The 26,953-nt window shown below is 70.7% G+C and carries 24 protein-coding genes; 12 read left to right on the top strand and 12 right to left on the bottom strand.

Annotation, left to right across the window (positions count from 1 at the left end):
* Positions 1-7: 7 nt before the first annotated feature.
* The gene (locus O5O46_RS23155) at positions 8-2,893 is read right to left on the bottom strand and encodes a caspase family protein (protein WP_269857467.1); all 2,886 of its coding nucleotides are present in this window, start codon (positions 2,891-2,893) and stop codon (positions 8-10) included.
* On the bottom strand, positions 2,883-3,266 hold the full coding sequence (locus O5O46_RS23150) for a hypothetical protein (protein ID WP_269857466.1): 384 nt from the start codon (positions 3,264-3,266) through the stop codon (positions 2,883-2,885). The genes O5O46_RS23155 and O5O46_RS23150 overlap by 11 nt, the downstream gene beginning before the upstream one ends.
* A gap of 176 nt (positions 3,267-3,442) precedes the next feature.
* On the opposite strand from O5O46_RS23150, the gene O5O46_RS23145 reads away from it, so the two are divergent.
* From O5O46_RS23145 to O5O46_RS23135, 3 genes are all read left to right on the top strand, one after another.
* The gene (locus O5O46_RS23145; RefSeq protein ID WP_269857465.1) at positions 3,443-5,059 is read left to right on the top strand and encodes an APC family permease; all 1,617 of its coding nucleotides are present in this window, start codon (positions 3,443-3,445) and stop codon (positions 5,057-5,059) included.
* A 419-nt stretch (positions 5,060-5,478) separates the two neighbouring features.
* Entirely contained in the window at positions 5,479-6,699 is a 1,221-nt protein-coding gene (locus tag O5O46_RS23140) for a cytochrome P450 (protein WP_269857464.1), read from the top strand.
* A gap of 5 nt (positions 6,700-6,704) precedes the next feature.
* Entirely contained in the window at positions 6,705-6,911 is a 207-nt protein-coding gene (locus O5O46_RS23135; RefSeq protein ID WP_269857463.1) for a ferredoxin, read from the top strand.
* Positions 6,912-6,914: 3 nt separating this feature from the next.
* Here the strand turns inward: O5O46_RS23135 and O5O46_RS23130 are convergent, their stop codons facing one another.
* Positions 6,915-8,162: a L,D-transpeptidase gene (locus tag O5O46_RS23130; RefSeq protein WP_333482422.1), complete on the bottom strand. Its 1,248-nt coding sequence runs from the start codon at positions 8,160-8,162 to the stop codon at positions 6,915-6,917.
* A gap of 172 nt (positions 8,163-8,334) precedes the next feature.
* Here O5O46_RS23130 and O5O46_RS23125 point away from each other — a divergent pair, with 172 nt between their 5' ends.
* The gene (locus tag O5O46_RS23125) at positions 8,335-9,189 is read left to right on the top strand and encodes a class II glutamine amidotransferase (protein WP_269857462.1); all 855 of its coding nucleotides are present in this window, start codon (positions 8,335-8,337) and stop codon (positions 9,187-9,189) included.
* 107 nt (positions 9,190-9,296) lie between these two features.
* Positions 9,297-9,875, top strand: coding sequence for a DUF4232 domain-containing protein (locus O5O46_RS23120; protein WP_269857461.1), 579 nt, complete (start codon positions 9,297-9,299; stop codon positions 9,873-9,875).
* Here the strand turns inward: O5O46_RS23120 and O5O46_RS23115 are convergent.
* Complete coding sequence (locus O5O46_RS23115) at positions 9,872-11,029, bottom strand: PucR family transcriptional regulator (RefSeq protein WP_269857460.1); 1,158 nt, start codon at positions 11,027-11,029, stop codon at positions 9,872-9,874. The genes O5O46_RS23120 and O5O46_RS23115 overlap by 4 nt on opposite strands.
* 64 nt (positions 11,030-11,093) lie before the next feature.
* Here O5O46_RS23115 and O5O46_RS23110 point away from each other — a divergent pair, with 64 nt between their 5' ends.
* Positions 11,094-12,464 (top strand): hypothetical protein, encoded by a 1,371-nt coding sequence (locus tag O5O46_RS23110; protein ID WP_269857459.1) that lies wholly within the window; start codon positions 11,094-11,096, stop codon positions 12,462-12,464.
* Between the two features lie 200 nt (positions 12,465-12,664).
* On the opposite strand, the gene O5O46_RS23105 is transcribed toward O5O46_RS23110, so the two are convergent.
* Together O5O46_RS23105 and O5O46_RS23100 are read right to left on the bottom strand one after the other, a co-directional pair.
* Complete coding sequence (locus O5O46_RS23105) at positions 12,665-14,074, bottom strand: M14 family zinc carboxypeptidase (RefSeq protein WP_269857458.1); 1,410 nt, start codon at positions 14,072-14,074, stop codon at positions 12,665-12,667.
* 134 nt (positions 14,075-14,208) lie between these two features.
* Entirely contained in the window at positions 14,209-14,583 is a 375-nt protein-coding gene (locus tag O5O46_RS23100) for a hypothetical protein (RefSeq protein ID WP_269857457.1), read from the bottom strand.
* 156 nt (positions 14,584-14,739) lie between these two features.
* Between O5O46_RS23100 and O5O46_RS23095 the strand changes: the two genes are divergently transcribed.
* Entirely contained in the window at positions 14,740-15,549 is an 810-nt protein-coding gene (locus O5O46_RS23095; RefSeq protein ID WP_269857456.1) for an SDR family NAD(P)-dependent oxidoreductase, read from the top strand.
* 51 nt (positions 15,550-15,600) lie between these two features.
* Here the strand turns inward: O5O46_RS23095 and O5O46_RS23090 are convergent, their stop codons facing one another.
* Positions 15,601-16,284 carry a ScbR family autoregulator-binding transcription factor gene (locus O5O46_RS23090; protein WP_269857455.1) on the bottom strand — a complete coding sequence of 228 codons (684 nt, stop codon included), beginning with the start codon at positions 16,282-16,284 and terminating at the stop codon, positions 15,601-15,603.
* A gap of 176 nt (positions 16,285-16,460) precedes the next feature.
* Between O5O46_RS23090 and O5O46_RS23085 the strand changes: the two genes are divergently transcribed.
* Together O5O46_RS23085 and O5O46_RS23080 are read left to right on the top strand one after the other, a co-directional pair.
* Complete coding sequence (locus O5O46_RS23085) at positions 16,461-16,682, top strand: ferredoxin (protein WP_269857454.1); 222 nt, start codon at positions 16,461-16,463, stop codon at positions 16,680-16,682.
* Positions 16,672-18,066 (top strand): NAD(P)/FAD-dependent oxidoreductase, encoded by a 1,395-nt coding sequence (locus tag O5O46_RS23080; RefSeq protein WP_269857453.1) that lies wholly within the window; start codon positions 16,672-16,674, stop codon positions 18,064-18,066. The genes O5O46_RS23085 and O5O46_RS23080 overlap by 11 nt, the downstream gene beginning before the upstream one ends.
* 39 nt (positions 18,067-18,105) lie before the next feature.
* Here O5O46_RS23080 and O5O46_RS23075 read toward each other — a convergent pair whose 3' ends face one another.
* From O5O46_RS23075 to O5O46_RS23055, 5 genes are all read right to left on the bottom strand, one after another.
* Entirely contained in the window at positions 18,106-18,894 is a 789-nt protein-coding gene (locus O5O46_RS23075) for a GDSL-type esterase/lipase family protein (protein WP_269857452.1), read from the bottom strand.
* Complete coding sequence (locus O5O46_RS23070; RefSeq protein ID WP_269857451.1) at positions 18,894-20,015, bottom strand: acyltransferase family protein; 1,122 nt, start codon at positions 20,013-20,015, stop codon at positions 18,894-18,896. The genes O5O46_RS23075 and O5O46_RS23070 overlap by 1 nt, the downstream gene beginning before the upstream one ends.
* A gap of 315 nt (positions 20,016-20,330) precedes the next feature.
* Positions 20,331-20,744 (bottom strand): hypothetical protein, encoded by a 414-nt coding sequence (locus O5O46_RS23065; protein ID WP_269857450.1) that lies wholly within the window; start codon positions 20,742-20,744, stop codon positions 20,331-20,333.
* A 126-nt stretch (positions 20,745-20,870) separates the two neighbouring features.
* Positions 20,871-22,592, bottom strand: a complete 1,722-nt coding sequence (locus tag O5O46_RS23060) for an acyl-CoA dehydrogenase family protein (protein ID WP_269857449.1) — start codon at positions 22,590-22,592, stop codon at positions 20,871-20,873.
* A gap of 33 nt (positions 22,593-22,625) precedes the next feature.
* Entirely contained in the window at positions 22,626-23,183 is a 558-nt protein-coding gene (locus O5O46_RS23055) for a PadR family transcriptional regulator (RefSeq protein WP_269857448.1), read from the bottom strand.
* Between the two features lie 430 nt (positions 23,184-23,613).
* Between O5O46_RS23055 and O5O46_RS23050 the strand changes: the two genes are divergently transcribed.
* From O5O46_RS23050 to O5O46_RS23040, 3 genes are all read left to right on the top strand, one after another.
* Positions 23,614-23,829, top strand: coding sequence for a type A2 lantipeptide (locus O5O46_RS23050; RefSeq protein WP_269857447.1), 216 nt, complete (start codon positions 23,614-23,616; stop codon positions 23,827-23,829).
* A gap of 109 nt (positions 23,830-23,938) precedes the next feature.
* Positions 23,939-24,745: an HlyD family efflux transporter periplasmic adaptor subunit gene (locus tag O5O46_RS23045; RefSeq protein WP_269857446.1), complete on the top strand. Its 807-nt coding sequence runs from the start codon at positions 23,939-23,941 to the stop codon at positions 24,743-24,745.
* Complete coding sequence (locus O5O46_RS23040; RefSeq protein WP_269857445.1) at positions 24,742-26,952, top strand: NHLP family bacteriocin export ABC transporter peptidase/permease/ATPase subunit; 2,211 nt, start codon at positions 24,742-24,744, stop codon at positions 26,950-26,952. Before O5O46_RS23045 ends, O5O46_RS23040 begins: the two co-directional genes overlap by 4 nt.
* Position 26,953: the final 1 nt, after the last annotated feature.

Below are 26,953 nucleotides of genomic sequence, written 5' to 3'. Positions count from 1 at the left end.
CCGGTGCCTACGGTACGTAGAAGCGGCGGCGGCCGGAATCGGTGCCCTTGGCGTAGGCGGCTGCCTCGGGGTAAAGGCTTGCCGCGCGCAGGCAGCGGATCACGTCCGTGTGGTCGACCCTGCGGCGGGCGCCGATGTAGCGGCAGATGTCCGCCAGGTCCTCCTGGGGGCTGCCCGCGTCGTGCAGTGCCTGGAGCACGTCGGGGACTCGCTCGGGCGGCACCCGGGCCGGGCTGACCAGCGCCGCCATCGCCATCTCCTGGACGATGGTGAGCTGCTTGGTCTTCAGCACGCCCGGCAACGCGATCAGCGCGTCCACGTCGAAGTGCCGTACCACCGCGTCGCACAGTACGTCGTGCAGCGGATGGTACTCGTCGGCGCCGACAAGGCGGTCGACCAGCCGCATCACCTGTTCCGGATCGCGCTTGCCCGCCAGGCTCACCACCAGCTTCTGCGACGCCTTCCTGAACGGCCGGCGCTCCAGGCGCCGGTGTAGCACCAGGATGAGTTCCGCGGTCTCGGCGCCCTGGGGGCGCCGTTCGGTGAAGACCTCGATCGCCTCGGCCATGAGCTGCCGGGCCAGCGCCCCGTAGCTTTCGTGGTCCATGATGTCGGCCAGGTCTTCGATCCGCGCCACCGGCCAGATCCGGCAGACCCAGTTGAGCACTATCTCCTCACCGGCGTGGCAGCGCGGCCGGACCCAGGTGATCAGGGTCCACACCTGCTGGGCGGTGCAGAACTCGGTGAGTGCCCCCAGCAGCCAGGGCAGTTGGTCGTGTGTCGCGCCCGGCAGGGTCGTGAACCCGTCCAGTGCCCCGACCAACGCATCGTCCACGCCGCAGGCCGTACGGTCCGACAGCGTGCGGACCACCCGGCGGACCAGTGCGCGTGCCAGTTGCTGGAACCCAAGATCGGCCAGTCGGCAGGCGACGTGGAGCGCGCTGTCCGCGCGCAGGCCCCACGCCGCCCGGTTGAGCATCGCGGCGACCATCAGGTCCTGCTTCGCCTCCTGGAGCAGGCGCATCACCTCGATGGTCTTCTCCACGGTGGGCGCCCCGGCCAGCACCAGCCGTCCGGTCACCAGCCCGGCCATCCGTCGGCCGCCGTACCGGTACAACTGGACGGCCATGGCGGCCAGTTGGTCGGGCGGCCGGTGCCGGATCGCCGCGTCCAGCGCCGACTCCAGGGTGTCGGCACGCCCCTCGTGGTGGAGCAGCAACAGCAGCCGGGACAGATCACGCACCGACAGCCCGTGCGGCTGCTGTGCGGCGCAGTCCAGCACAGCGGCCCGCGGCCCGTCCGGCAGCGCGTCCAGCACCGGCAGCAGGAACCGCGGTGGGTGCCGTCGCAACGCGGTGAACCGCAGCAGCTCGGCGAAGTCCGGATCCGCCCCGGCGAGATGCAGCAGCTCGGCCAGATCGGCCGCGGACCGGCCGTCTGCCGCGGCCTCCAACAGGGCGTTGCCCAGCTCCCGTTGGCCGGACGCGGCCATCACCGACGCCAGTTCGTACAGTTTCCCGGGCGGGGCCAGCGCGGCGATCCGTTCCACCGCGTCCACCGCGTCCCGGCGGCGCTCGGGCGGCATGCCCCGGTGGTCGTCGGCCTCCCACAGGTGCGTGGCCAGTGCGCTGAGCCGGTCGACCGACAGCGCGCCGAGCACACGGTCGCGTGGCGCGTCGGTTCCGGTTCCGTGCCGCATCCGGGCCAGTAGTTCGACGAGTTGGTGCGATGTCCAGTCGGCGACCGGCGGCCGGGCGCACAACTCGTCGGCCACCCGCGCGCACAGCTCGCACTCCCTGAGCAGCAGTCCGCCGAGCACCACGGCGAAGGTGTCGACGGAGCGGCTGGTCAGCGTGTCCAGGATGGCATCGTCGCCGTGCGACAGATGGATCAGGGCGGCGAAGTCGGCGCTGTCCCGCTGGGCGAGCACCCGCTCCGCGGTGGCGGCGACGTGGTCCGGTCGACCGGCCCCGGTGAACTCGCCGATCAGCAGCGCGATGTCGGCGAGCGTACGGTGGTCGACGAAGCCCGCCAGCAGCCGTTCGGCCTCCGGCGCCGGGGCACCGTCGGGCGGTCCCGTCACATGTCCGGCGAACTCGGCGGGCGGCAGGTCGAGCAGCGGGGACAGCTCGGCGGTGGGCGGGTCGATGTCGTCGGGTCCCGGCCGGAACTCCGGGTTGCGCACCAGTACCAGCCGGTCCGCGTCGCCCCGCATGCCCGGCTGCGGCAGTCCCGCCGCCACCATGCGGGACTTGACCGCCTCGAAGACGTCGCTGATGGTCAGCTCGGCGGGCCCCTCCGCGATGCCCTGCTCCAGTACCTCCACAAGGGCCCCGGCGAAGCCGGTGTACCCGGTCTCCTTCCACACCGAGCTGGCCTCCACCCGGTACTCGGTCGCCGCCAGGGTGCACACCCCGACCACCTCCAGCGCCGTGTTGTCGCGGCGGGCGCCGAGGAAGGAGTCGTCCGCGTAGCAGCAGTCCAGGAGCAGCAGCTTCCGGCGCGCCACCGCGTTGCGCAGGATCTCCTTCACCTGGCGGAACGACAGATGGAGGTTGAAGTAGTCGAAGTCGGAGTCGGACAGGGCGAGTTGCAGTTCGTCGGGATTGCTCATGAAGCGGCTGCCATGACAGCCGAGGTAGACGATGAGCAGGTCGGTGGGGACGGCGGCGGCCTCCTTGAGGGCGTACAGGCACTGGCGGAGGGTGACGAAACCGGTCAGCACGGTGCTGCCGCCCTCGGGGATCGCCCAGATGCTGTTACCCCCGCTCAGCGCCTTCTCCAGCGCCCTGGCGCTGCTGGCGAGCGAGCGCCGGTCGCCGTAGTGGGGGTCGGGGTACTCGGACACACCGATGCTGAGCAGATGGGCGACATCCAGTGGGTCAGCCGTCATCGCGGGAGACCACGGGCAGGGGCTCGCCGGGCGCGGTGACCACGGTGACGGTCACCGGCCCGACCACCACCGTGGTGACCGTGGCGGCGCCGTCCGGCGCCGGACTCCGCTGGACCCTGGGCCTGGTGTCGACATTGCGTCCGAACCGGTTGTGCACCCATCCGGCCACGGCCGCGCACAGTGCCACCATGTCGGCGGCGGCGCTGATCCCGGTGAGCACCTCGGTCACCAGCTCGCCGCCCAGATGCTCGCTGGAGCTCTCCTGCCTGTCGAAGTCAAGGGCGAGTTCGGGGTCGGCCTTGGGCAACCACTGGCGTAGCAGACGCAGTTCCTGGGCCGGGTTCGTGCCCGCGCACGTGATGGCGATGTCCAAGAGTGGCTCCGCAGGTCCGGTGAAGTTCGGAACAGAACCAGCGTACTTACGGTGCGCGTGCTAAGAAGTGGGAACCTGGAAGGAGGGGTTGACGCTCCGTCGGACAACGGGGCGGAGAGCAGTGGTCACCCTCGCCGAAGGCGCAGCACCGCCCACTGACTCACGGGGGAGATCGGATGGCGACGACGACCAGCAGAGGCGTCAGCAACGCGGCGAGCGACCCCGGTCTACGCAGAGCGCTGGGGTTCTGGCACCTCACCGGTATCGCACTCGGCGGCATCCTGGGTTCCGGATGGCTGCTGACCCCGATGTACGCGGCCCAGGAGGCCGGTCCCGCCGCGCTGTTGACCTGGGTGATCGCGGGCCTCGCGCTGGTGCCGATGGCTCTGGTGCTGGTCGAGCTGGGGGCCTCCTATCCGATGTCGGGCGGGCTGGTGCGCTGGCCGTTCCACAGTTCGGGGCGGCTGGTGGGCACGTTCGCCAGCTGGTGCATCTGGCTGGCCTACGCCACCAATCCGCCGGGTGAGGCGACCGCGGCGATCGCCTATCTGCGCCCGCACTGGCCGTGGTTGTACTCCGGATCGAGTCTGGCGCCGTGGGGCTATCTGCTCGGCCTGGGGCTGATGGGCGCCTTCGTTCTGCTGAACTGGTTCGGGGTGCGGCTGTTCGCCCGGTTCAACCTGCTGATCACCATCGGGAAGATCGCGGTGCCCACCGTGACCGCGCTGGCGCTGCTCGCCGCGCACTTCGACCGGCACAACCTCACCGGGCACGGCGGCCTTGCCCCGAACGGCTATCCGGTGGCGCTGACCGCGATCACCACGGCGGGGGCGGTCTTCGCGTTCACCGGTTTCCAGGCGCCGTTGGACTTCGCCGGCGAGGCGACCGGGCAGCGCCGTGACATCCCGCGCGCGGTGGCGACCGCGCTGCTGGGGTCGCTGGCGCTGTACGTGGTACTGCAACTGGCCTTCCTCGGGGCGATACCGCACGCCAACCTGGCGCACGGCTGGTCCTCGGGCGTCAACCAGCAGTCCACGTACCTGTATCTGGCCAAGGCGCTCAACCTGTTCTGGCTGTCTATGCTGCTCTCGGTGGACGCCGTGGGATCCCCGGCCGGTTCCGCACTGGTCTACACGGCGGAGGGCAGCCGCGCCGCGTACGCGATGGGGCTGCCGCACTACGGGCTGCTGCCGCAGCGCATCGGCGCGGTGCACACCAGATCCGGCATTCCCCGCAACGCCCTGGCCGTGAACTTCGTGCTGAGCGCGTGCTTCCTGGTGTTCCTGCGGGACTGGCCGCACATCATCGCGGTCACCAGCATCCTCACGCTGCTCGGCTACTCGATGAGCCTGGTCTCCGCGCAGGCGATCCGCCGCTCCGGGCGGCAGATGGCCCGGCTGGTACCGGGGGTGGCGTTGCTCGCCCCGGTCAGTTTCACCGTGACGGCGCTGATCTTCTACTGGTCGGGCTGGGACCGGCTGCACTACGTGCTGCTGGCGCTGGCCGTGGCCACCGCCGTCGGGTACTCATGGCACGCCTGGGAGCACCGGCGGGACGGCTTCGACTGGCGGGATCTGCTGCACGGCCTGTGGCTGGTCGGCTATCTGGCGGCGATGACGGCGATGTCGAAGCTGGGCAGCTTCCACGGCGCCGGGGTGATCGCGGCGCCGTACGACTCGATACTGGTGGCCGCGATCGCGCTGCTCAGCTACGTCGGCGGACTCGGCGGCGCGGAGCGCCACTTGAGGCGGCGCGGCACGCAGCGCTATCTGGACGGGGTCGGGCCGGGCTGAATGCCGTTACGCCATAGGAGGTTGTGCGGGTGCGGTGCCGCTGCGCGTAAAACGTCGGGTGGGGCGCCCGGGGCTATGCTGCCGGGCGCCACGCACAGGAAAAGCCGTACCACACAGGGGAAGTCATGCCGACCGGGCGATTCAAGCCGTTCGTTTTCCTTCTGACGATCCGGCGCGCCGTCACCTTCCTGGTCACCCTGAGCCTCACGAGGTGAGGGCGCTTCCGCGCCGGGTCACCGCCACCGTTGGCAGCTCCGCGCCGGTGCCCCGGCGGCCGCGGATCCAGCGGAAAGTGAACAAGTGAACGATATGTTGCCCCTGGCAACGGACTACCCTGGTAGGTGAGAGGGCTTGCTCGTGGGTCGGCCGCTCGAGGGACGGTCGTGCGGCCGACTCGCCGGTGGAAAGGAGCGCCGCCCGTGTCTGTCATATCGCCCACGCCGTCCCCGGTCCCGCTGCCCACGCACCGAGGCTGCCCGTTCGATCCGCCCGAGGAGTACGGCGAGCTGCGGCGCAGTCGGCCGATCAGCAGACTCGCCTTCCCGGACGGGAAGGTCGGCTGGCTGCTGACCCGGTACGAGGACGTCCGTGCCCTGCTGGAGGACCTACGGTTCAGTTCCGACCGCCGCCGGGCCTCCTCGCCGGTACGGGCGTTCCCGATCCGCGACGGCGATCCACGGGTGCCGGGCTCGCTGATCGGCATGGACCCGCCAGAGCACACCCGCTACCGCCGCTTGGTGACGCGCTGGTTCACGGTGCGGCGGATGCGCGAGCTGGCGCCGCGCATCGAGCGGATCGTCGCCGACCACCTGGACGCGATGGAGCGCGCCGGCCCGCCGGTCGACCTGGTGGAGACCTTCGCCCGGCCGATCCCGTCACTGGTGATCTGCGAACTGCTCGGCGTGCCGTACGCCGAGCGGGCCGACTTCCAGCGGTGGACGGCCACCCTGTTCCGGCTGGACGAGCCGAAGGAGTCGGTGTACGCGGCACGGGACGCGCTGTGGGACTACATGCGGTCCCTCGTGGCGATCAAGCGCCAGCTTCCGGATGACGCGCTGCTGTCGCAGCTGATCCGCGGCGAGGACCCGTCCGCGGGGTTGACCGACCAGGAGCTGACCGGGCTCGGCCAACTGCTGCTCATCGCGGGACACGAGACGACCGCCAACATGCTGGCACTGGGCACCTTCGCCCTGTTGTGCCACCCAGAGCAGGCCCGCGCCCTGCGCGAGCGCCCCGACGTGGTGGACAACGCGGTCGAGGAGCTGCTGCGGTACCTGACCATCGTGCAGTTCGGCGTCGTCCGGGTGGCCCGGGAGGACGTCGAGTTCGCCGGGGTCAAGGTGCGCGAGGGCGAGACGGTGGTCGCCTCGGTCGCCGCGGCCAACCGGGACCCCGAGCGGTTCCCCGAACCCGACGACCTGGACGTCACCCGTAGCGCCGCGCACCACATCGCCTTCGGCCATGGCGTCCACCAGTGCCTGGGCCAGCAACTGGCGCGCATGGAGATGCGCATCGGCTATCCGGCGCTCCTCCGGCGTTTCCCCACGCTTCGGTTGGCGGTGCCCGCGGACCAGGTGCCGCTGCGCGACGACATGTTCATCTACGGCGTCCACCAGCTGCCCGTCACCTGGCAGGAGTGATCGCCATGCGCATACGGATCGACCGCGGCCGCTGCCAGGGCGCCGGTCAATGCGCCCTGCACGCCCCGGAGTTGTTCGACCAGTCCGACGAGGACGGCATGGTCGTCGTGCTCGACGACCAGCCGCCGCCCGAACTGCGCGACAAGGCCCGGCTGGCCGAACAACTCTGCCCGAACAGCGTCATCCGGGTCCTCGAAGAGGAGGACGGCTGACCGTCAGGAGTGCAGCGCGCTCCCCGCGACCCACTGCGACCAGTCGAGGTTGTAGTCGGCGTAGCCGTTGTCCGGCGCGGCGTTCTTCGGCTCGCCCTTGACGGTCACCGGGTCACCCTGCTTCACGAAGTTGTAGAACCACTTCGCGTCGTCGAGCGACAGGTGGATGCAGCCGTGGGAGTTGTTGTCCAGGCCGGGATCGGTGTCGCCGGTGGAGTAGTGGACGTAGGTGCCGGAGTCCGTCAGGTGCACGTCCCAGGGCAGCTTCAGGTCGTAGTAGTTCGGCCCGTTCTTGTCGCACTGGATGCCGACGCTGCACGAGGTCATCTCCACCACCGGCTGCTTGTCGATCACCGCCATGGTGCCGCCCCAGGTGGAGAAGCCGGCCTTGCCGCTGTCCGCGGCCAGCGAGCGGACCAGCTTGCCGTCCTGGTAGACGTTCAGCTTGTGGCTGGCGGTGTCGGAGACGGCCTCGACATCGCTGCCGATGGTGAAGCTGTGCTCGTAGTTGTGCGTCCCGTAGCGGCCGTTGCCGTCGTTGACGCCGTTGAGGTTGGCGTCGACGGTCACATGCGTACCGGACTTCCAGAACTGCTGCGGGCGCCAGTCCACCCGCTCGTCCCCGAACCAGTGCCAGGAGCCGGTCACCGCCGGGCTGGTGGTGACCTTCAGCTGCTTCTCCACCGAGGCCTTGGCGGAGTCGGCCACCGGGTGGGAGAAGACGATCGAGATCGGCATGGCGACCCCGACCACGGCGCCCTTGGCCGGGGTGATCGAGTCCAGCTCCAGCGCCTTGCCCGGCGTCTCCACCGTGAAGTTGACCTGCTGCGTGGCGGGCCTGCCGTTGTGGCCGGGAGTGGTGGCGCTGGCCCGCAGCGTGTAGTTCAAGCCGACGCCGAACGGCGAGCTGGGGGTCCAGGTGCCGGTGGCCGCGTCAAGGGTGCCGGGTATCGCGTCGCCCTTGGAGTCGGCCACGGTGACCGAGGCGAGCTTGCCGTCCTGCACGCCGATCTTCACCGGCTTGTCCGGCACCACGTCCCCGGAGGAGTCCTTGTCCATGGTCACTGTGATCTTCGCCGGGTCCACGGCGGCGGCAGCGCTCCCGGCTCCCTGGCCGTGGGCCGGAGTCGAGCAGGCGCTCACCCCCAGCGCCAGCGCCGACAGTCCCACCGCGGCGGCAGCGGCACGCCTGCGGTACGCCGCGGCTCCCTTCGCTCCCCCGACCTTCGATCTCCCAACTGTGCGCTTCAACACCCTGCCCCTCGTCACCCTGCACAACCCGACAACACCCAGGACATCCGGACCACGTGTTTCGGTTGCGGCCCAACTCGCCCGGAACACAAGACGTTACCGCCGTCGGCTGTGAGTGCTGTCATCCTCGTACCCCAGGCCCCCGGCGGCAGAGAGAAGGAGGAAAAGCGACATGTGCCGACTCTTCGGCATGAGCAGCGCGCCGCAACGGGTGGGCGCGGTCTTCTGGTTGCTCCAGGCCCCGGACAGCCTCAGCGCGCAGAGCCACCGGGACCCGGACGGCACCGGTCTGGGGTTCTACGACGCGTCGGGAACGCCCCAGGTGCACAAGGCGCCGATCGCCGCCTTCCGGGACCGCGCCTTCGCCGAGGAGGCCAGGCGGGTGGAGTCGGCCACCTTCGTCGCGCATGTGCGCTACGCGTCCACCGGCGCGCTGCTGCAAAGCAACACCCATCCGTTCCTCCAGCAGGGGCGGCTGCTCGCGCACAACGGCGTCATCGAGGGACTCGACGCGTTGGACCGGCACCTCGGCGACGACCTCGATCTGGTACGCGGTGACACCGACTCGGAGCGCTTCTTCGCGCTGATCACCCGGGAGACCGCGGCGCGCGGCGGCGACGTGGGCGCGGGCATCGCGCACGCGGCCCGCTGGATCGCCGAGAACCTGCCGGTGTTCGCGCTCAACCTGGTGCTGATCACCGCCGACGACTTGTGGGCCCTGCGCTATCCCGACACCCACGATCTGTACGTTCTGGAGCGCGGCACCGGCCGTCGTATGGAACACGCCGGCAGCGGCGGCCGGCTGCGGGTACGGTCCCACGACCTGGCCGACGCCCCGGCCGTGGTGATCGCCAGCGAACGGCTGGACGACGACCCGGGCTGGCGGAACCTGCGCTCCGGTGAACTCCTGCACGTCGGTCCCGGTCCGCGGACCGTCTCCCGGCACGTGCTGCCGCAGCCGCCCGCGCGCCGGCTCACCATGGCCGACCTGCGTCCCGAGGCCGCCGCCTCGCAACGCACGGCCTAGGGGACCGGGCACCTCGTCGGCCGGAGGGTGGTCTGGGATGATCCTCCAAGGGCGGATGGCCGGACTACCATCCGCAACGCGCAGAGCCGGATAGCTGGGGGTAATCCATGCGAGCGAAGCATCGCCTGATCGGGGCCGTGGCGGCGTTGACCGCCGGTCTGGGGGTGGCTGCCTGCGGCCCCACGGCCGCGCACGGCAGCCCGCCGGGGCGGCCCCCGGCCGGGCCCCGCGTCAGCCTGTCCAGCCTCCCGGCCACCCCGGCGGTGGCGCACGAGTCCCTGCCCAACTGCCGTACGCACGCCCTGAAGTGGAGCTTCACCCTGCTCCAGCTCTCCGACGCCCAGCTGTCGGCGGTCAACCGGAGCAAGGGCCGTTGTCTGTTCGGTGGGTTTCCGGTGGTGGCCGTGCACAACGGCAAGGCGAACGCGGTCAACGGTGTCGGCCGCGGACGCCCCGCGGCCGTCACCCTGTCCAAGGGCGCGGGCGTGACGTTCGACCTGCGCTACACGCCCCGGGGCGCGAAGGGCGCCAGCGACCTGTGCGTCAGCGAGAGCGAGGCGGTGGTACGGGCACCGCACGACGCGGTGCGGACGGATGTGCCGATCACGGACGCACGCCACCGGAGGGCCAAGTTCCGCGCCTGCGGGGAGACGATGCAGCTCAGCCGGTCGGTCGTCCAGCGCTAACCGTGGATGCGGCGGTGGGCCAACGCCCACCAGATCTCGGCCAGGTCGGCCGGTTCGCGCAGACTGGTGCCCGTCGCCTCCTCGAACCGGCGCAGCCGGTTGCGCAGGGTGTTCGGGTGCACGAACAGGGTCCGCGCCGCCGCCTCGATCCGCATCCCGTACCGCAGATACGCCGCGACCGCCTCCTCAAGCTGAACGCCCTCCTCTCCGCGCTCGTGCAGCGGAGCCAGCCGTTGCTCCACCAACTGCTGGCCCAGCGCGGGCGCGCTGACCACCGCCGCCCGTAGCCCCAGTTCCTCGCGGGTGAAAGCGCCGACCAGCCCGAAGCACACGGCGGTTGTGAGCGCCTGTGTGGCCTGGGTGAACTCCGCAGCGAGCCGGTACGGCGGCACCGCCGCGCCCAGTCCGACGACCAGGTGGCGGCGCAGCCCGCGGGGCCGGGCCACCAGCAGCCCCGCGACGTCCCCGTCCACCGCCGTGACCAGCGGCCCGCCCGCCGAGTCCACCGCGAGCCAGGGCCGCAGCAGTTCGACCACCTCGACCGGTACGGTGCCGCCGGAGACCGCACGGGCCCGGAACGGCAGCCGGATGGCCGCCTGGTCGAGTCCGTCGCCGTCGGCCGAGGCGGCGGCCGGGTCAAGCAGCAGGGTGCGCACATATGCCTCGCGCCGCCGGTCCGCGGCCGGCTGGCCGTCGGCGTTGGCGCGGCGAACCAGGTGCACGGTGACCGCACCGGCCCAGGCCCACACGCTCTCCCCGATCGCCAGCAGTTCCTCGGCGGGCGCCTGCCGCTTCGCCATCTCCGCCTGGAAGCGGGACCACACGGTGTCCACACCGATCCGGTAGGCCGAGATGACGTCCTCCACCTTGGGTGCGTGGTCCGAGGGCCAGGCGCTGCGCTGACAGAAGTCCAGTTCGCTACCGGGGAGTTGGGCCAGCCGGCGCACCGCCGATATGCCGCCGACCAGTGCCCGCCGCACCCGGAGCCTCAGCAGCCCGGGGGGTATCGCCGCGTACGAGGGCAGCCGCGCCCTGAGGCGTTCCGTCACCAGCTCGACCAACTGGTCGAGATCGGCATGAAGCGCCGCGACGGCCTCCTGCACCGTTGTGGAAACCTCCACGCCGTCCTGGCTCAACTCGCTGTCCTTCTCCATGGCTCCCCAAGATCACAAACCGTCATGCTATGGGAGTCCGTCGCCCCTCCGGAGGGACCTGTTCATGGCCGTTTCCTGGCGCCGCGTAGCGGTGCCCGCCGCAGCGCTCGGCGTGCTGGTACCCGCCTCACTCGGCGCCCACGCGCTGCTGCCGTCGTTGGACGACTCGGGCCACAGCGCCGTGGCGGCTGACGCCGGCCCCTCGGCGCCCGCCACGCCGGACGCCCCCCTGGACGCGCCGGTGGACAGCGCCGACACCGGCGCGGGGGTCGCAGAGACGCCCGGCAACTCGCCTTCCGCCGAGGGAGTTTCCGCCCCGATCCGGCTGGCCTCGTACGACGCGCAGGGGCATCGGGCGGTGCTCGACACGCCGAAGACCGCTTCGGTGCGCACCGGCGATGTGATCGCGTCCGCGCCCAACCGGAAGGCGCCGTCCGGCGCGCTGTTCAAGGTGGCGAAGGTCGTCAGGTCGGCCAAGGGCCGGACGGAGGTGGCCACCGCCCCCGCGAGCATCTCGGAACTCCTCGGCGACCAGCGGGTGGACAGGCGAACGCTGCTTGCCCCCCGCCAGCTGCGGGTCAGGCCGCTGTCGGCGGGTGTCACCACGAAGGGCGGTCCGGTACAGGCCCCGGCCACCCCGACACCCTCACCGTCCGCCCCGGCCGCCCCGCAACGGCCCACGCTGCGGCTGGCGGTGAACGTACCGCTGCCCAAGGACGTCGCGGCGACCGACCGCTCCCCGGCACGGCTGGCCGGAGAGGTCGACTTCAGCCCCGAGCTGATCTTCCAGTACGAGCGGCGCGGCGCCCGGGACATACGGCCCGAGCGGGCCGCGGTCGGACTCGGTGGCACGTACGGGTACGGCTGGAGCCTGCACGGCACGGCGCCGGGGCACGTGGACACCGGCACCGTCTCGGTGCCGCTCGCCGCGGTGACCGGCCAGTACACCTTCTGGGTGGGACCGGTGCCGGTCGTGGTCAGCGCCGAGGTGACGTTCTCGTACCGGTTCACGGCCGACGGCCGCATCGTCCTCGACGCCGAACGGCGCACCACCGGGTCGTTCACCGTGGGAGCGCGCTACGACCGTACGCAGGGCTGGCAGCCGCTGCACGAGGTGGACCAGCGCACCGATGGCGGGCAGCCGCGGATCGCCGGTGCCGCCACCGCGACGGCCCGGATCGGGGCGCAGGCCAGCGTGTTCCTGTACGGCGCGGCGGGTGTGGGCGGCGACCTGTCCGTCTACCTCAAGGGCCGGGCGTCCGGGTCCGGCGACGCCAGGCCAGCCTGGGCGCTGTACGCCGGTTACGACCTGAGCACCCAACTCACGCTGCGGCTACGGATTTTCGGCATCGAACTGGTGGACCTGCGCACCACCCCGTTCGCACTCCACGACGAACGCAGGCTCTGCGGCCAGGGCAACCCGACCAACGTCTAACGGCCCCGCAGCGCGACGGGGCCCCGGCGAGAAGCCAGGAGGATCCGCGAACCCGCGCGGTGGGGGGCCCGGCGCGCAGGCAGGAGGATCCACAACCCGCGCGACGGGTTCCCGGCGAGAAACCACAAGGAGCGGCAACCCGCGCGGTGGGGGCCCGGGGCGAAGCCCCGGAGGGATCCCCCAACCCCGCGCGGGAGGCGCTACCGCTTGCGCGGTGCCGTGCTCGCCGTGGTCTGGTACGGCGCCGCAGCGTGCTGCGCGGCGTACACCAGGGCGGGCTTCATCTTGGGCCAGAAGTAGCTGTCCTGGCAGGAGTACGGCGGGGTGAACCCGTCGCAGCCGCGGTTGTCGACGTCGCCGATCTCGATGGTGAAGCTGGCCAGACCGAGCTTGTCGTACGTCCAGTCGTCGGTGCCGCCGGAGGCGTTGTAGAGGATCTCACCGGCCTGCCCTGACTGGTAGCCGGTGATCGACCCCATCTGGCCCGCGAGCGCGCGCAGCGCGGCGTCGTTGCCGGTGTGTACGGTGCTGTCGAACTCCCAGGGGAACAGCACCATGCTGGCGTCGCTGTGCAGGGTGATCATCATGCCCCGGGCGTCGGCGGGCGCCGGGTCGGAGTCACCGGTGCCGGTGCGAACCGCCGGGTAGAGCTGGCGGAACAGCCCTTCCAGGGCGGTGTTCTCCACCTCGGAGTCGGCGGCCGGGCCGAGGTAGACCTCGTCGCACGGCTGGTCCGAGGTGCCCGCGCCGCCCCAGTGGGTGCCCGCGTTGCGGTTGAGGTCGACACCGATCTGGCCGCCGCCCTGACCGCACGACGAGCCGTTGGAGTCATCGGCGTTCTTACGCTGCAGGACGGGGTTGTCGCCGCCCTGGGCGACCATGTCGACGCCGTCCGGGTTGGCGATCGGGACCACCCACATCTCGGTGGTGTCCATCAGCTTGGTGATGTCCGGGTCCTTGCCGTAGTCGTTGGTCAGCTCGTCGATCCAGCGCCAGGAGACCTCTCCGGTGGTGATCTCGCGGGCGTGGATCTGGCTCATCAGGAAGAACCGCGGCTTGGTTGAGTTGGGGTTGAGCTGGCAGTCGCCCTGCTGCTTCTTGGTGACGCAGATCGCCTTGAGGTCATGGCCGCCCATGCCGTTCTGCTTGAGCCAGGACTGGCCGTATGTCACCACCGCGGCCAGGTCCGGGTGCTGCGAGGCGACCTGGTCCATGTGCGCGTAGTTGGCGTCCACGGTGTGGTAGCCGCCGTCATAGGTGCCGCTGGAGTCGCCGGGCAGCTGGCGGGCGGCCGGGCGCTTCGCCGTCTTGACGACCGTGGGGGCGAAGCCGAGGTGTCTGAGCTGTCCGCCGGTCGTACGGTCGCCCAGCACGAACAGGTCGTTGCCCTGGCGGCGTTCCATCAGGTCGTACCCGGCGCGCATCAGCGTCTGGGGGTCCTGTGGACGGTGGGTGGGGACGCGGTAGACGACGACCGTGTCCTGGGTCGCTTCGTTCGTGGTCTGCGGGGGGTTGCTGCGGGCGACGGCTAACGATGCCTGCGGGAGCGTGGCCGCGGCGACCGCGACCACCGCTCCGGCGGCTATGCCCGCCAGGCGTTTCCGGGACATGCGATGGCCTTCCGTGGGGGGAGGGGTTGCGCGTGGACAACGACACCTTGCTGCCGTGTACACGTCAGAACCACTCGCATGATGGCACGCCCATGTCGCCCACAGAAGAGGGATGTTCGAATTTCGCGGCCCCGCTAACGGGGTGAGGCGGTGCCCACCCATGATGAGCGGCAATCGCAAAGGAAAACCATTTCCTCCGGGTTCCCGCGCGACCGGACCGGCCCTTGCCCGATCGCCCCCGCCGCACACCTCACACACGCGACGGGCGCCGTGGGAGCGTCGAATTCGACGGATTCCCGGTATTCGCCGAGCCGCACGGCGACATGCGCCTCCAACTCGGCGGCAGTGCACCGCCGTACGCCGAAGACCGCCACCTCACACGGGACCGTCAGCGGGATTCGACGGCGCCGCGGTTCCGGCCAGTGGACCGCAATGGCGGCCAACAGGTCGTAGGCATAGGTGAGTTGACTCAGTGCCGCCGCCAACTGCGCTGCGGCATAGGTGGACATGGGTACCAGGAAGCCATCATTCATCTTTTGACGACCGGCCGTCCGGTTTTCCATTCAACGGCCGGACGAATACGGCCGATCAGGCTCCCGAACACATCCGGCAGGGGCGATTAGGGCATGATCGACCTGCGTTCTGACCGTGCCGAAGGAGTGGGGATGGACTGTCAGCTGTTAGGAAAGACCGCCGTTGTCACCGGCGCCAGCCGAGGAATCGGCCTGGCCGTGGTGCGCGCCCTGGTGGCCGAGGGCGCCCGGGTGGTCGGCGCCGCACGGACGATCACCGCCGACCTCAAGGACGCCGCGGCCGAGTACGCGCGGGGCGAGGTCATTGCGATGGCGGTGGACCTCAGTACACCCGAGGGAGCCGAACTGCTCATCGAGCGGGCCAGGGACGAACTCGGCGCCATCGACGTACTGGTGAACAACCTCGGCGGCGGCGACGCCTACGCGCGGGAGGGATTCCTCTCCGCGGACGACGACATCTGGCGACGGACCTTCGACGTGAACTTCTTCAGCGCGGTACGCGTGACCCGGGCCGCACTCGCGGGCCTGGCCGAGTTCGGCGGCCCCTGGTCGGTCATCAACGTCTCGTCCATCGCCGCGCACGTCCCCTCCGCCGGGCCCATCAACTACAGCGCCGCGAAAGCCGCGTTGGCCGCGGTGAGCAAGGGCGTCGCCGAGGAGTTCGGACCGAAGGGCGTCCGCGTCAACACCGTCACCCCCGGTCCGACCCTCACCTCGGTATGGGAGGACCCGAACGGCTTCGGCGCGACGATGGCGGCCGTACGGGGGTACGGCCACCATGAGTACGTGGAGATGACGCCGAACAGGCTGAAGATGACCACGGGCCGCTTCATCACCCCGGAGGAAGTCGCCGACGTCATCGTCTTCCTGTCCAGTGACCGCGCCCGCAGCATCACGGGCGCCGACTACGTGATCGACGGCGGAGCGGTCAAGGGCCTTTGATCCAGCGGCCCTTGGGCCGACGGCATGGTCGGGGTCGCGGTTGAACGCCGACTACGCGCGCGTCGGCAGGCTGCCGTAGGCGCTGCCGACCATGCCCTCCGGTGGTGCCGTGTCCGGGGCGTCACCCTTGCCGCGTTCCGGGTCGGTGCTGAGGTAGGCCATCAGTTCCGGGACCGCCAAAGAAGGCAGCAGATACTTCCACAGCACCGATATCCGGCTCGGCAGCGCCTGCCGCCGCTCGTACACCTGGGACATGATCTGGATTCCGGTGAACGCGCCGACCAGTGTTCTGGCGACCTCCTGCGGATCCGCGCCGGGCAGCAGTTCGCCGCGGTCCCCGGCTTCCTTCAGGAGTTCCTCGATGAGGTTGATCGGCTCCTGGTAGGGCGCCCGGTTCGGGTTCTTGTTGGACGCCTGGTCGACGCCGAGCCGAACCGCCGCCCGTAGCACCACATCGGTACGCAGCCGTTCGGCGAAAAGCAGGGTGAGGTCGATGACGGCCTGCAGCCTGATTTTCCGCACCGGTGGCACGAGCGCCTCGGACTGGACGGCCATGACCGCGTCGGCGAGCGCTTCCTTGGAAGGGAAGTGGAAATACAGCGCGCCCCTGGTGAACCCGCCGCGGGCGATGATCTCGGTCGTGCTGGCGCCTTCGTAGCCAAACTCGTCGAAAACCTCCGCCGCGGCCTGAAGAATCGTCCGTCTGGTCCGGATCGCCCGCGCCTGCTGCGCCATTTCCGTCTCCCGACTCCCAAGAACTGGCACCACATCACCCTAGCCCAATGCCGAAAGGGCAGGCCCGGCCGCTGCCGGACTCCGTTCGGCCCACTCGCACGGGCGCGGCGGCGGTGGACCTTCCAAGCTGGACCGAGGGGACCCGGTGTAACCGGCGAAGCGGGAGCGGAGATCCCATGAGGCTTGTGGTCGACCTCAACCGATGCCAGGGATACGCGCAGTGCGCCTTCCTCGCGCCGGATGTGTTCACCCTGTACGGCGACGAGGCGCTGCTGTACGACCCGCACGCGGACGAGGCGCAGCGGGAGCACGTACTGCGCGCCGCCAGGGCCTGCCCGGTCCAGGCCATCGCGGTGGACGAGCGGGTCGAGGAGGAAGGTGCCCGGCATGGCGGTTGACGGGTATCTGGCGGCGCTCCGACGTGAGGGCCGGATCGTCATCGTGGGCGCCTCGCTGGCCGGTCTGCGCGCCGCGGAGACGCTTCGGGAGGAGGGCTTCACCGGTTCGCTCACGCTGATCGGCGACGAGCCGTACGAACCGTACGACCGCCCTCCGCTGTCCAAGCAGGTCCTGCTCGGCCGTACCACCGCCGAGCACACCGCGCTGCCCCGGTACGAGGCGCTGGACGCCCAGTGGCGGCTGGGCGTCGCGGCCACCGGTCTGGACATGTCCGCCAAGCGGGTGCGACTGGCGGACGGCGACGAGGTGGAGTACGACAGGCTGCTGATCGCCACCGGGGTGCGTGCCCGGCCCTGGTTCCATCCGCAGGAGGCCGAGCTCGACGGGGTCTGCGTGCTGCGCACCCGCGATGACGCGGCGGCGCTGCACCGGCGGCTGGCGACGGGACCGCGCCGGGTGCTGGTGATCGGCGCGGGCTTCACCGGCTCCGAGATCGCCTCCGCCTGCCGGGCCCGCGAGCTACCGGTCACCGTCGTGGAGCGCGGGGCGGCGCCGCTGGTGGGCGCGCTGGGCAAGGTGGTGGGCGAGGTGGCCGCGGCGCTCCAGCGGGCGCACGGCGTGGACCTGCGCTGCGGGGTCATGGTCACCGGCCTGGAGGGCGACCCCGCCGGTCGGCTGCGGTACGCCCATCTGTCCGACGGGAGCACGGTCGACACCGACCTGGCGGTGATCTGCCTCGGGGCGACCCGCAACACCGAGTGGCTGACCGGTTCCGGGCTGGCCGCCGGGCCGCGGGGCATCGCCTGTGACGCGGGCTGCCGGGCCTTCGACGTACGGGGCATCGTCACCGACGACGTCTTCGTGGCGGGCGACGTGGCCCGCTCCCCGCACCCGCTGTTCGGCTACCAGTTCCTGTCCCTGGAGCACTGGGGCAACGCGGTGGCGCAGGCGCGGACCGCCGCGCACAACATGGTCAGCTCCAGCGCGGAGCGCCGTCCGCACCTGTGGGTACCGGCGTTCTGGTCCGCCCAGTTCGGCGTCAACATCAAGTCCGTCGGCGTGCCGAGCATGGGTGAGCAGGTCCTGGTCGCCCAAGGCTCGCTGGCCGAGCGGCGGTTCACCGGGGTGTACGGGTACCAGGGCCGGGTGATCGCCGCGGTGACCTTCGACCAGACCAAGTGGCTTGAGTTCTATGAGCGGTTGATCGAGTCGGCGGCGCCGTTTCCGCCGCCGTTCCGCACTGTGGACCGCCGCGTCGAGGGCCTGGAACCGGTCGACGCCGGGTTCCCCGACCCGTCGCTGCCCACCCACGGACCCACCGTCACGGTCAGCGGCTACTCCCCCGTCGACCGCCGTATCACCTTCACCCCGGCCCGCGCGTGACCTTCGGTCCGGGCCCGAAGCCCAGGCGGTTTCCGGGAGTTACCTCCCCGCAGGCGGCCAGAGCACGCGCAGCGGGACGGCGCGGGCCATCGCGCGTTGGCCCGCGTCGCTGGGGTGCAGATGGTCGCCCGAGTCGTACGCGGGGCGCATCCGGACGGGCTGGTGCGGGTCCCTCACCACGGCGTCGAAGTCGAGCACGGCGTCGAACAGACGGCTGTGCGTGATGAACGCGTTCACCTGTCGCCGGGTCCGCTCCCCCGCCGGCTGGTAGGCGGGAAAGCCTCCGTACGGCGCGATCGTGCCCGCCACGACGCGCACATGGTGGGCGTGCGCCCTGGCCACGAACTGGCGGAGGCCGGCCTCGATCGCCCGCGGGTCGTAGACGTGCGGGGTCTGCTGGATGTCGTTGATCAGGTCGGCCAGCACCAGGGTGCGCACGCCGGGGACGGCCAGTGCCGGTCCCTCGCGGTGCAGGGCACTGGTGCAGGGGTGACCGGGGGTGTCGGTGAGCAGGCGGGCGGCGCTGACACTGTCGTTGACGATCGCCACCGGAACGCGGTCGTGCCGCAGGCGCGCGGCGAGCAGATGCGGCCAGGCGGTCCGCTCGCCCTGTGAGCTGCGGTATCCGGCCGCGATCGAGGCACCGACCACCACCGTGCTGCCCCCGGCCGGAACCCGCGGCGGAGGCGGCACGGCCGGGCAGTGGACGGAGGCGACGGCGAAGTCACCGGCTGCGGCGGGCTCCGCCGCGCCGCTGCTGGCCAACGGCAACGCCAGGGCGACGATCGCCGCAGTGACGGCGCCGACCCGCACTCCCGCTCTACCCATCAGACCTCCGCGGCTCCAGCAGGGGCGGCGGGCGCCGGGGTCAGCGGCTTGAGCAGCAACCGCCGACATGGGCGCTCCACGCCCTCGTACAGTACCCACGCGAGCGCCAGCGACACCGTGAACGCGACGCCCGCGGCGGCCACCGCCTCCACCGCCGGGAGGTGCGGTGACGCGGCGAACAGTCGTGCGCCGGCGTACAGCACCAGCAGATGGATCATGTAGAAGGCGAACGAGAGCTCACCCAGCCGCACCAGGACGCGGTGCCGCCACATCGAGGGCTCGCCGTTCATGTCGGCGCGCGCCGCGGCGGGCATCAGCAGCGCGAAGCCGATGATGGTCCCGGCCATGTGCTCGGTGGCACCGCCGAGCCGGGGCGCCAGGAAGTACCCGATCAGCGTGACAGCCAGCGACGCCTCAAGCCCGGGTCCGCGCCACCGGCCGAGCAGCACCAGCCGGGCGCTGGCCGCGCCCAGGATGAACTCCGGCACCCGGGCGAGCGGGAACGAGTAGATGTGCCAGCCGAGTTGGAATTGGGTGTTCGCCCAGGGCAGCGCCATCACCGTGATCACGCTGGCGACCGCGAGCACCGTCAGGGCGCGCACCGGCAACCGCCGCAGCAGCCACGCCAGCGCGGGGAACAGCAGGTAGAAGAAGGCCTCGCAGGCCAGCGACCAGCTGACCGGGTCGAGGGTCTGCCACCACGCGTACGTCCAGGAGTGCACCAGCAGCAGGTTGGCGGCGGCCTCCTCGCCGGTCGGCCGCATCTTCGGCGCCATGGTGTACGCCATCAGCAGCGCGATCAGCACGGTCACCAGGTGCACCGGGTAGATGCGGGCGAAACGCCGCCGCCAGAAGCCGACGGCCTTGTCCCGGGGACGGGACGACCACATCAGTACGAAGCCGGAGAGCACGAAGAAGAAGGAGACCCCCGTGTCGCCCGCGTCGAATCCCCAGGACACGAAGCCCTGGCCCTCGCCGCCGAAGTATCCGAAATTGTGTACGTGCAGGCCGAAGACGAGCAGCGCGGCCATCCACCGCATGCCGGTGAGGGACGGCAGGGTGGACTTCCGGGGCTCTGGAACGCGCTGTGCGGACTGGTCGGCGGGGCTGGGCCGCGTCATCACCGCGATCACTGCCGCACCTGCCGATCCGAGCGAGCGAGAAACATGGCGAAACCAATCGATCTTCTGCGTGGGGGGAGTTCGCGACCGCGACCACCGGAGAACGACTTGTGGTAACGCCAACACCGCGAGTAGCGGCTCCAGGCACAGCTCGCCAGGGCGCGTGGCCTTACGGGGGCCAACAAGCGCATGTCGTTACCTAGCGTTACGCATCGGGATCACTGCCTGTCACCACCACCGGTTGCCCGGTGGCGGCCGGGCATCATGGTGTCAGTTCGCATCGCCCGCGACAACCGACGGTGTCCACCCGCGGGCTCAACCGGTGGCGCGACCCGGGTCGACGGTCGCACCGGGCAGCGAGGCGATCTTGGCGGGCGGGTCGAACGGCCCACGGGTGGTGCTGGCGGTCGTACCCACCGCCGAGGTGGCGGAACCGGAGGACCACTGGCCTGCGGGTTCCGTGGACGCGCTGGACGCCAGGGACATCCGGGAGGACGCCGTGGTGGTGTCGGTGCGGTCCTTCGTCGCCGTCGTGGTGGCGGTGCGCCGGGCGCTCAGCCGCTGGCTGGCCGCCTCGTCCAGGCTGACCGGCCGCTGGAGCTGGGCGGCCAGCCGGGCCGCTTCGCGGCCGAGGGCGGCGACGTCCTCCCAGCGCAGGTGCAGGACGACATGGAGTTCGGCGCCGCCATCAGGGTGGGTCGAGATCGGAAGGCTGTGCTGCTCGCTCATCGGTGGTCCTCCGCGGTGTCCGGCCGGTACGGGGCGTGCTGCGTCAGAGGTGCGACCTTGCGAACAGTGGTACGGGATCCGGTGCCGCCCGGTTCACCGGAGGGCACCGGACCCCGAGGCGGCGCGCTACGGCCGCATCTCGTACGTGCCGGACAGCGCCTCGACCCGCGACCAGACGCGGGCGGTGCGCTCCTGGTCGGTGACCGGGCGGCGGACCGCGCCCAGCGCCCACCGCTGCTGGGCCTCGGTGGCGGACTCCTTGCCGTGCAGCTCGACCGCGTACCCGGAGAAGTCGCGCACCAGCACGCCGAACAACTCGTCCAGCACGTCCCGGTCCAGGTCGGTCAGCCGGGCCTGCTCCAGGATCAACTGGCCGTGCACCACCAGGGCGAACAGCTGGCCGACGGCGAGCAGCAGGTCGAGGTCCTTGCGCTGTGCCTCGTCGGGCGCGGCGGTGGTGACGAACTCGCACAGGGCGTCGGCCTGTTCACGCAGGCGCGCCACGTTGGGCAGGTCCGCGTACGCGTCGTAGGCGGCGCGCCAGTCGTGGAAGCGGATGGCGCCGAGGCCGCGGGCCGGTCCCTGGCGGAACAGGAAGGCGTCGTCGGCCGCGTCCAGACGGCTGGGCACGGGGGCGTACCCGGCGGGTGCGAGCAGGTAGTTGCCCATGAACTTCAGGATCAGGGCGAGGTTGACGTGGACCGTGCCCTCCAGCTTCGGCAGGCCGCGGATCTCGGTGGCGGCCTGGGCGAAGTAGGTGTCCTTCTCGAAGCCCTTGGCGGCGATCACGTCCCACATGAGGTCGATGACCTTCTCGCCCTCGGTGGTGACCTTCATCTTGGTCATGGGGTTGAACAGCAGGTACCTGCGGTCGTCGGGTCCCGCGGTGCGGAAGTAGTCGACGGCGCGGTCGCTGAACAGCTTCATGCCGACGAGCCGGACGTACGCGTCGGTCAACTCCCGGCGGACGTGCGGGAACTCGGTGACCCGGCGGCCGTAGAGGATCCGGTTGTGGGCGTGGGTGACGGCCTCGTACATCGCGTGCTCGCAGATGCCTATGGAGGCGGTGCACAGGTTGAACTTGCCGACGTTTACGGTGTTCAGCGCCGCGTCGAAGGCGGCACTGCCGGTGTGCAGCACGTCCTCGGGGCGTACCGGGTAGCGCTCCAGCCGGAACTCGCTGACGTACTTGGAGGAGTCCACCACGTTCTTGACCAGGTGGTACGCCGGGTTGCGCGGGTCCGCGGCGAAGAAGACGTAGCCGTCCGGGCCCTCGATGTCGCTGCGGCGGCCGAACACGGAGACCAGCCCGGCGGCGTTGCCGTTGCCGATGTAGTACTTGGATCCCGTGGCGTGGAAGCCGCCGTCGGCGTCAGGAGTGAGCACCATGTCGGTGGAGTAGATGTCCGCGCCGTGCGCCTTCTCGGAGAGGCCGAACGCGAACACCTCGCCCTGGTCGAGGAGTTCGGCGGCGCGGGCGCGGGCGGCGGCGTTGTCGCTCTGCCAGACCGGGCCGAGGCCCAGGATGGTGACCTGCCACGCGTACCAGTAGTCGAGGCCGTAGAAGCCGAAGATCTCGTTGAGGGCGGCGATGCGCGCGGTGTCCCAGCGCTTGTCCTGGTGGCCCGCCGCCTCGGCGGCCGGGGTGAGGAAGGCGGCGAACAGCCCTTCCTTGGCGGAGAACCGCAGGAAGTCCTCCAGCCAGGCGCGGCTGCGGTAGTCCTCGATGAGCCTGCGCTTGCCGCGCTCCTCGAACCAGTCGACGGTGGCGCGCAGCAGTCTGCGCGTCTCGGGGTCGAAGTGGGCGGGGTCGTAGGTGTGCGGGTTGAACAGCAGGGCGTCGGCCATGTGCGGGGCGCCTTTCTGTGCCGGGGGCGGTCCTCAGTGCGGTTCGGGGGCGCCGCCGAGGCGGCGCAGGGTGGCGAGCACGTCGTCCAGCCAGTCGAGGGTCATCCGCTCGTAGGCGATGCCGCCGCGCAGCACCACGTGCTGGAGCCGCTGTCCGGCGTCCAGTTCGGCGGACTCCGGGAAGTCCCTTTGCTCTCCGGCGAGATAGCGGGCCAGCCGCTCGGCGTGCACCTCGCGGTGGCGTTCGGTCTCGGCGATCAGCCCTGCGGGGTCGCCGAAGGCGGCGCCGCGGATCTTCACCGCGAGGCTGTGCCGGACGCTTTCCGGTTCCACCGGCTCGGCCAGCCAGTCGGACAGCGCGGTGCGGCCGGGCGGGGCCACGGAGTACACCTTCTTGTCCGGCCGCCCGTCCTGCGGTACGTCGCGGACCTCGACCCATCCGTCCCGCTCCATGCACCGCAGCACGCGGTAGATCTGCTGGTGGGTGGCGGTCCAGAAGTACCCGATGGAACGGTCGAACCGCCGGGCCAGCTCATAGCCGGACCCCGGCTGCTCCAGCAGGGAGACGAGGATGGCGTGCTCAAGTGCCATGCGCGGCATCCTGCTATGCAACTCGTTGCATAGACAAGGGCGGTCGGCCGCGGTGAGACACGGCTCACTCCGCAGCGTGCCCGGCACCCCACGCCACGCACACACAAGGCTCACATCCCGAGCACCGAACCGGAGCGACAGATTCCGTCAAATCCGGGCACAGCCGAATGCAACTACCTCGCCAATGCGGGAGAACTGGACAAACGATCTTGTGAAGAAGTCGTCACCGTTCGGTGCCCGATGCCGCACATCACCCCGCTGACGTGCCGAAACGTTCACGGAAAGACCCGAAACTCCGGTGGCCCGGCGCCCCGCCGACGTGATTGCATTCATCGACATACGGGCGTTGTGAAAACCGGTCCCCGGCTTACCGTCCCCGTTCAGAAAAGCCGGCTAGGAAACACCAGAGCTACGAAGGGAAACGCACGTCATGCGTAACGACTTCACGCCCCAGGTCGAGACCCGTGAGATCGACGACGCCGACCTGGACAACGTGTCCGGCGGCCTCGGCGTCCTCGGCCTGAACGTCTCGGGCGTGGTCGGCTCCGTGGTCGGCACCGTCGACACCGTGGCGCCGATCGCCGCGCCGACCGTCGCGTCGGTCACCGGCGTCGCCCCGGGCGTCACCGGTCTCGCCGGCATCTGACGGCGCCGGACCCCGGAACCAGCGTTCCGGGGTCCGTTCATGCCGTCGGCCAACCGAATCCCCGTGGCCTTCGGCAGGCCGATTCTGAAAGCAGTTGAAGGAATAGTACGTGCAGTTCCGACAAAAGGCGCTTGCGAAGCTGCAATCCCCCGAGGAACTGGACGTACCGGTGCGCTTCGCCCGGCCGCAGGGCTGGCTCGTGCTCACCGTGACAGTGGTCGTGATGGCCGCCGCATGTTTCTGGGCGGTCACCGGCTCGGTTTCCGCCAAACTGAACGCGCCGGGCATTCTGACCCACGCGGAAGGCAGTTACGTACTGCAGAGCCCGGTCGCCGGTCAGGTCACCGCCGTGTTCGCGAACGAAGGCGACACACTGCCCAGCGGCGCACGGCTGTTGAGCGTCCGCACCGGCCAACGGGCGCAGACCGTACGCACGGTGGCCGCGGGCCGGGTGACCACCCTGGACGCCAGGATCGGCGCCGTGGTCAGCACCGGTGCGGACCTGGCGACGATGGAGCGCGTCAACAGCGCCAACGACCCCCTGGTGGCGGTGGTCTACGCGTCCGCCAGCGGCGCGGCCACGGTCCCGGTGGGCTCCCCCGTGGACCTGACCGTCCAGTCCGTCCCGACGCAGCGGTTCGGTGTGCTGCGCGGGCACGTCCAGGCGGTCGGCCGGGTGCCGCAGTCCCGGCAGCAGATCACCGGCTTCCTCGGCGACAGCCAGTTGGCCGAGCAGTTCTCCGCACAGGGTCAACCGGTGGCCGTGCTGGTCCAGTTGGACCGGTCGGACGCCACGAAGTCCGGATACGCGTGGTCGTCCGCGAGCGGCCCGCCGTACCCGATCGACTCCATGACGCTGGTGAGCGCCGCCGTCCGGCTGCCCGCCCAGCGCCCGATCGACTGGCTGCTGCCATGAGCGGCCGGCACCGCCCGCAGCGCGCCGAGCTCAAGCCCCCGCCGCGCGGCAAGCGGCGCAAAGCGGTGCGCACCCCCACCGTGCTCCAGATGGAAGCGGTGGAGTGCGGCGCCGCGTCCCTCGCCATGGTCCTCGCCCACTACGGACGCCACGTACCGCTGGAGGAACTGCGCATCGCCTGCGGTGTCTCCCGGGACGGCTCCAAGGCCAGCAACGTGCTCAAGGCGGCCCGCGGTTACGGGCTGACGGCCAAGGGCATGCAGATGGAACCGGCCGCCCTGGCCGAAGTGCGGGCACCGGCCATCCTGTTCTGGGAGTTCAACCACTTCGTCGTCTACGACGGCATGGCACGGCGCCTCGGCCGGTACGGAGTGCGCATCAACGACCCGGGCCGGGGCCGCCGTTTCGTGTCGCTGGAGGACTTCGACACCAGCTTCACCGGTGTGGTGCTGACCTTCGAGCCCGGCGAGGGCTTCCGTCGCGGCGGTCGCAGGCCGGGCATCACCGACGCGCTGCCGGCCCGGCTGCGCGGCACGTCGGGCACGATGCTGGCGGCGGTGCTCGCCAGCTTCCTGCTGGTGCTGGTGGGCGCCGCGGTACCGGCACTGAGCCGTACGTACATCGACATGTTCCTGCTCGGCGACCAGAGTTCGCTGCTGCCGGTGCTGTTCGCCTCGTTGGCCGCCACCGTCGTGCTGACCGCCGTGCTCACAGCGTTGCAGCAGGCCAACCTGCTGCGCGGGCGGATCATCTCCTCCACCCTGAGCAGCGCCCGCTTCCTGCGGCATCTGCTCACCCTGCCGGTCACCTTCTTCGCCCAGCGCGACCCCGCCGACCTCGTCCAGCGCCTGCAGTCCAACGACGCGGTCGCCGAGACCCTGGCCAGGGACCTGGCGGCGGCCGGGGTGGACGCGGTGGTCGTGGTCCTCTACGCGGTCCTGCTGTGGACGTACGACCCGCAACTGACCGTCATCGGGGTGCTGATCGCGCTGCTCAACGTGGTGGCGCTACGGCTGGTGGTACGGATCCGGGCGAACGGTGTGCAGAAGTCCCGCGCGGACAGCGCCCGGCTGATCAACACCTCGTACAGCGGGCTGCGGCTGATCGAGACGATGAAGGCCACCGGCGGTGAGAACGCGTACTTCCGCCGCTGGGCCGGGCAGCACGCCAGCACGCTGGACGGCCAGCAGCGGCTCGGCGTGCCGAGCGCGGCGCTGGCCGTGGTGGCGCCCGCCCTAGCGGCGTTCAACAGCGCGCTGATCCTGCTGATCGGCGGGACGCGCGCGGTGCAGGGCCACATCTCCATCGGTCTGCTGGTGGCCTTCCAGGCGCTGGTCACCAGCTTCACCGCGCCGGTCACCCGGTTGAACGGGGTGGCGGGCCGGGTGCAGGACTTCGCGGCCGACGTGGCCCGGCTCGGCGACGTGGAGCGCTTCCCGGCGGACCCGCGGTACGCACGGCGCGAACCGGAGGACAGCGTCCGCAGGTTGAGCGGCCATGTGGCGCTGGAGAACATCACCTTCGGCTACAGCCCGCTCGACAAGCCGCTGCTCACCGGCTTCTCGCTGACGGTGGGACCGGGCCAGCAGGTCGCCCTGGTCGGCGGTTCGGGCAGCGGCAAGTCCACCGTCTCCCGGCTGATCTCCGGGCTGTACCAGCCGTGGGAGGGCGAGATCCTCGTCGACGGGCGGCGGCTGGCGGACATCCCGCGCGGTGCGCTGTCCGCCTCGGTCTCCTTCGTCGACCAGGACGTCTTCCTCTTCGAGGGCACCGTACGCGACAACGTGGCGCTGTGGGACCCGTCGATCCCCGACGAGGCGGTGGTCGCCGCCCTCAAGGACGCCGCCGTGTACGACGTGGTGGCCAGGCGGCCGGGCGGCGTCCACAGCCGGGTGGACCAGGACGGCCGTAACTTCTCCGGCGGGCAGCGGCAACGACTGGAGATCGCACGGGCGTTGGTGCGGCAGCCCAGTGTGCTGGTGCTGGACGAGGTGACCAGCGCGCTGGACGCGGAGACCGAGCAGGTGATCATCGACAACCTGCGGCGGCGCGGCTGCGCCTGTGTGGTGATCGCGCACCGGCTGAGCACGGTGCGGGACAGCGACGAGATCGTGGTGCTGGAGCACGGGGCGGTGGTGGAACGCGGACGGCACGAGCAACTGCTCGCCGCCGGAGGGCCGTACGCCCAACTGGTCAGGGAGCATTGAG

Source organism: Streptomyces sp. RPT161, from assembly GCF_027533845.1.
In the GTDB taxonomy this organism is placed as follows: domain Bacteria; phylum Actinomycetota; class Actinomycetes; order Streptomycetales; family Streptomycetaceae; genus Streptantibioticus_A; species Streptantibioticus_A silvisoli_A.
Note: the sequence above shows the minus strand (reverse complement) of the source record. Positions and strands in the feature narration are given on the sequence as shown.